The sequence below is a fragment of the Streptomyces sp. NPDC047000 genome (genome assembly GCF_040644295.1).
In the GTDB taxonomy this organism is placed as follows: Bacteria; Actinomycetota; Actinomycetes; order Streptomycetales; family Streptomycetaceae; genus Streptomyces.
Genome location: NZ_JBEYWE010000066.1, coordinates 1 through 5,231, shown reverse-complemented (window position 1 = coordinate 5,231; position 5,231 = coordinate 1). Strand labels below are relative to the sequence as shown.

Annotated in this window: 4 protein-coding genes; all 4 read left to right on the top strand. The window is 68.5% G+C overall.

Features of this window, described 5'->3' with window-relative positions:
- On the top strand, positions 1-2,841 hold a 2,841-nt coding region (locus ABZ862_RS38245), incomplete at its 5' end, for an RHS repeat-associated core domain-containing protein (protein WP_360969177.1).
- Between the two features lie 149 nt (positions 2,842-2,990).
- On the top strand, positions 2,991-3,320 hold the full coding sequence (locus ABZ862_RS38240) for a hypothetical protein (protein WP_360969175.1): 330 nt from the start codon (positions 2,991-2,993) through the stop codon (positions 3,318-3,320).
- A gap of 17 nt (positions 3,321-3,337) precedes the next feature.
- Positions 3,338-3,475: a hypothetical protein gene (locus ABZ862_RS38235; RefSeq protein ID WP_360969172.1), complete on the top strand. Its 138-nt coding sequence runs from the start codon at positions 3,338-3,340 to the stop codon at positions 3,473-3,475.
- 294 nt (positions 3,476-3,769) lie between these two features.
- Positions 3,770-4,810 carry a vWA domain-containing protein gene (locus ABZ862_RS38230; protein ID WP_360969166.1) on the top strand — a complete coding sequence of 347 codons (1,041 nt, stop codon included), beginning with the start codon at positions 3,770-3,772 and terminating at the stop codon, positions 4,808-4,810.
- Positions 4,811-5,231 lie beyond the last annotated feature (421 nt).

The following is a 5,231-nucleotide window of genomic DNA, read 5'->3' as shown; positions in this document are numbered from 1 at the left end:
GACCGCCACCGCGTCACCGCCTGGACCGACTCCAACGACCGCCGCTACGACTACACCTACGACGACCACGACCGCGTGATCGCCGAGGGCGGCGAGGCCGGCCACGTCCAGATCACCCTCACCTACACCGACCCCCACCCTGAGACCGGCCACCGCACCACCACCCTCACCACCCCCGACGGGGCCGTCACCCGCCACCTCATCGGCCCCCGCTGCCGGATCCTGGCCACCACCGACGCCCTCGGCCACACCACCCGCTACACCCACGACGCCCACGGCAACGTCCTGACACGCACCGACCCCCTCGGCGCCACCACCGCCTTCACCTACGACGACGAGGGCCGACTCGTCACGGTCACCCGTCCCGACGGCACCGAGCTCCGGGCGGTACTCGGCCCCTTCGGGCTGGCCACGGAACGCCACGACCCGGACGGCGCCCGGTGGCTCCAGGAGTTCGACGAGCGGGGGAACCGTACCGCGGCGACCGATCCGGCCGGCTGTACCACCCGCTACACGTATGACGAAGCCGGTCTCCTGACGTCCGTCAGCGACGCACTGGGAGGCACGACCGTCGTACGCTGCGACGCCGCCGGCCGCCCGGTGGAGGTGACCGACCCGGCCGGTGGCACCACCCGGCTGGAGCGCGACGCCCTCGGCCGTGCCATCCGTATCACCGACCCGGCAGGGGCCGTCACCCGCCTGGAGTGGCACGCCGACGGGCAGCTCGCCCGGCGTACCGGTCCCGGCGGAGCCGTCGAGTCATGGATCTACGACGGCGAGGGCAACTGCCTCGCCCATACCGACGCGGCGGGCGGAGTGGCCCGTTTCGAGTACACCCACTTCGACCTCCTCGCCGCCCGCACGCTGCCCGACGGCGCACGGTACGAGTTCGAGCACGACGCCGGCCTGCGGCTCACCCAGGTCACCGACCCCCATGGGCTCGCCTGGACGTATGGATACGACCCGGCAGGCCGGCTTGTCTCCGAGACCGACTTCGACGGCCGCACCCTCACCTACCGCCACGACGCCGCCGGCCGGCTCACCGCCCGCACCGACGCCCTCGGCGGTGTGGCCGCATACGCCTACGACGAGCTCGGCCGACTGATCAGCAAGGAGGTCGCAGGCCGGGTTACGAGCTATGCCTACGACCGTGCCGGACGCCTGGTCCAGGCATCGAGTCCGGACAGCGAACTGCTGCGCCGCTACGACCGGTGCGGTCGCCTCAGGACCGAGCTTGTCGACGGTCGCGTCCTCGACCACACCTACGACGCCCTCGGCCGCCGGGTCAGCCGGACCACCCCCACCGGGCTGGTCACGAGCTATGCCTACGACGCCGCAGGCCGCCCCAGCCGGATGATCTCCGGCGGCCATGACATCACCTTCACGTACGACGCGGCCGGACATGAAGTGGAACGCGTCTTCGGAGGCAACGTCACCCAGGAATCCGCCTGGGACGAGGCCGGCCGGCTGTCCGCCCAGCACCTCAGCGCGGGTTCCCGTGCTCTCAACGAGCGCACATACGCCTACCGCGCCGACGGCCGTCTCACTGCGGTGTCCGACCGGACGGCGGGGACGCGTACCTTCGACCTCGACCAGGTCGGCCGGGTCACCGCTGTCCACGCACCCGGCTGGAGCGAGCGGTACGCCTACGACGCGAGCGGCAATCAGACCTCCGCTGTCTGGCCCGACGCGCACCCGGGCCACGAGGCCACCGGGCCTCGCGTGTACACCGGCACCACCATTACGCGTGCGGGTGGCGTCCGCTTCGAACACGATGCCCTCGGCCGTGTCACTCTGCGTCAGAAGAGCCGGATCTCTCGCAAACCGGACACCTGGCGCTATACATGGGATGCCGAGGGCCGCCTCACGCGCGTCGTCACACCCGACGGTACCCGCTGGCGCTACCGCTACGACCCCCTGGGCCGGCGCACCACCAAGCAGCGCCTGGCGGCGGACGGCGAGACGGTGGCGGAGGAGACCCGTTTCACCTGGGACGGACCGACCCTCTGCGAGCAAACCACCGTCTCCGGCGATTTTCCCCGTCCGGTGACGCTCACCTGGGAGCACCGCGGCCTCGTACCCCTCGCCCAGACCGAGCGGATCCTCACGCCGGACGCCCGCCAGGAGGAGATCGACAGACGGTTCTTCGCCGTGGCCACCGACTTGATCGGCACCCCCACCGAACTGGTCGACGAGTCCGGGCACATCGCCTGGCGCACCCGCACCACCCTGTGGGGAACCACCGCCTGGTCCCGCTCCAGCACGGCCTACACCCCGCTCCGTTTCCCCGGCCAGTATTACGACCCGGAGACCGGCCTCCACTACAACCTCTTCCGGCACTACGACCCGGAGACCGGCCGGTACGCGTCCCCGGATCCGCTGGGACTGGCACCGGCGCCGAACCCCGTCGCCTACGTGACCAACCCCCACACCGTCTGCGACCCCTTCGGTCTGTCTCCGTACGCCAACGGCGACGGTCCGACCATCGGCGAGTACACCTCCAAGGGCGAGGGACAGGACCTCAAGCGTTCCGCCATGGTGGGTGACGACCAGTGGCACTTCAACACCGGCCACGGCTACGACCGGGCCCACACCGGACCGGGCGGAACCGCGAACGACCTGCGAACCACCAACTTGAAGCCCGATCAGATCGAACAGGCGATCGTCTCCGACGTGTACGCGTACATGAGGGACGGCGGGGTCGTTCCCCGCGCCGGGACACCCGGATTCAGCGGCCCGCTCGACCGGTCGGTGGACATCGACGGGCACAATGTCGGCTACCGGGTCATCCAGCGGCCCGACGGTGCCTACCAACTCTCGACCTACTGGCTCAACCCCTAGCGACCGGTCAGCCGATCCCGGCACCGCACCGGTTGCCCGGGTGACGCCGAGACCGGCTGCTAGGGTCTGGGCGCCCGTACCGCACACGACGGCTCCGACCCTCCGGAGCCCCGGAAGAACCAGAAGAAACTCGTCAGGAGAAGTAAGAGATGCCCGATCCGACCTCAGCGGCCCGGAGCCTCAGCCAGGCGATCGACGGCGCCGACAGCCGACAGGTCAACGAGGCGGCCCGTGACTTCGTCGAACAGCTCACCTTCGCCACAGCCGACGAGATCCTCGCCATGCTCCGGGACGTCCTCGCCGAGGACTGGATGGCCCTGCCGCCCTGGGCCCGCAACCTCGCCTACCGACTGGCCTGCCTGCAACGTCCCGACGACCCGCGGCTGCTCCGGGAGGCGGCCGCGGACCTGCTGTGCTTCGGACCCGACTGGGACACGTTCGCCCAGGACCTCAAGAGGCGCGCGGCGGAACTGGAGTAGAACGGTGCCAGGCTTCAGTGGACGGTGAGCCGGCCGCCCTGGCCCGGCTCCGGGCATCCGACGAGTCCCTCCGCGCCCAGCGTGAGGACAGGCACCGCGCCGACGCCCTGCTCTCACTCATCGCCGGTATGGTCAGGGACTACGGGAAACCGTGATGACAGCCGGGCAACCCTGGGTCCCGGATTCCCGTCGGACCCGGTCGGTCTTCGACGCTGTTCGAAGAGATCACCGAGCGCTCAGGACCCGCTCCCCGTTTGCCTGGAAGCGCGCCGGGCCTCCCACCGGCAGTGCACGAAATCCGGTGCGTCACATGTTTCCGTCGATGAATGCGTCGAGCAGCGTCAGTTGTCGTGCGCCCGTGCCGGCCGGGGCGACGTCACCGGGCTCGGGCGATTGTCAGTGGTGGGTGAGACGGTAGGAACATCGAGCCAGAGAGACGGGGAGATGCCATGTCCGGCAGCCAGAATTACATCAATCATGTTGCCCTTGTCCTGGATGCCAGTTCGTCCATGTCGGCTCTGAGCCGGAAGGTCGTCGAGGTCGCCGACCAGCAGATCGCGTACCTTGCCCGCCGGTCGCAGGAGTTGGACCAGGAGACCCGGGTCACCGTGTACGTGTTCTCCAGCAAGGTGGAGTGTGTCATCTACGACAAGGACGTACTGCGGATGCCTTCGCTGAAGCAGTTGTACCGGGCCGGTGGGATGACTGCGCTGCTGGCGGCGACCCTGAAGTCGCAGCGGGAACTGGCGCAGACCGCTCAACTGTACGGTGACCACAGCTTCCTGACGTTCGTGCTGACCGACGGGCAGGAGAACGTGAGCCATCGCCTGCCGGATATGCCCAGCACGGATCCGCGCGCACTGGTGGCGGCCGTGACCGAGATGATCGAGACCCAGCAGGACAACTGGACACTGGCTGTCCTGGTGCCGGACCAGATGGGCAAGCGCGAGGCCATGAACTGCGGCTTCCCCAAGGACAACGTCGCCGTCTGGGACGCCACGAGCACTCAGGGCCTGGAAGAGGCCGGGCAGGTCATCCAGCAGGCCACCGAGAAGTTCATGATCGGCCGCACCAAGGGTATCCGGGGATCGCGGACGGTGTTCTCCACAGGTGCGGAAGCGGTCAACCAGGAGACCATCAAGGCGGCCGGCCTCACCCCGGTCGATCCGTCCACGTACCGGCTGATCGATGTGGCCCGCGCCGGGGCCATCCGGGACTGCGTCATCGACAGCGGGCACACCTACCGCACAGGTGGCGCGTTCTACCAGTTGAGCAAGACGGAGAAGGTCCAGGCGCGGAAGCAGATCGCGGTCCTGGAGAAGAAGACCGACCGTATATACACCGGCCCCGAAGCCCGGGCCCTGCTCGGCCTGCCGAGCGAGGAAGTGCGCGTCAAGCCCGACCACAACGACGGTTACACGATCTTCGTGCAGAGCACCAGCGTGAACCGGAAGCTCGTACCGAACACGAGGCTGCTCCTCATGCCCTGACACCCGGGGCTTCCCCCGTGCAAGGGGACACGCATGCGCGGGGTCATACAGCTTTGGGACCTGTAGGTGCGCATCGCGAACACGGTGGAGGACCAGGAAAACCGGTGACGGCCGGCGCACTCACGGTGAGAACCGAATCCGTCAGTCCTGCAGGTCCACCGAGCGCAGCAGTTCCAGCAGGCCCTGCGCGGGCAGCAGTTGGTCGTTGGTGATCGGGTCGGGGCTGAAGTGCATCAGGCCGTTGCGGAAGGTGCGGCATTCCTCGAGTGCCGCCAGGAAGTACTGCTGGTCGATGCTCCATCCTAGTGTCCTGAGTCGTTAATTCATGTGCAGTATGCGGCGAGGGTGTCGAGGATGTCGTCGGCGGTCTTCGTCCAGACGAACGGCTTGGGGTTCTTGTTCCACTCGTTGATCCAGCCGC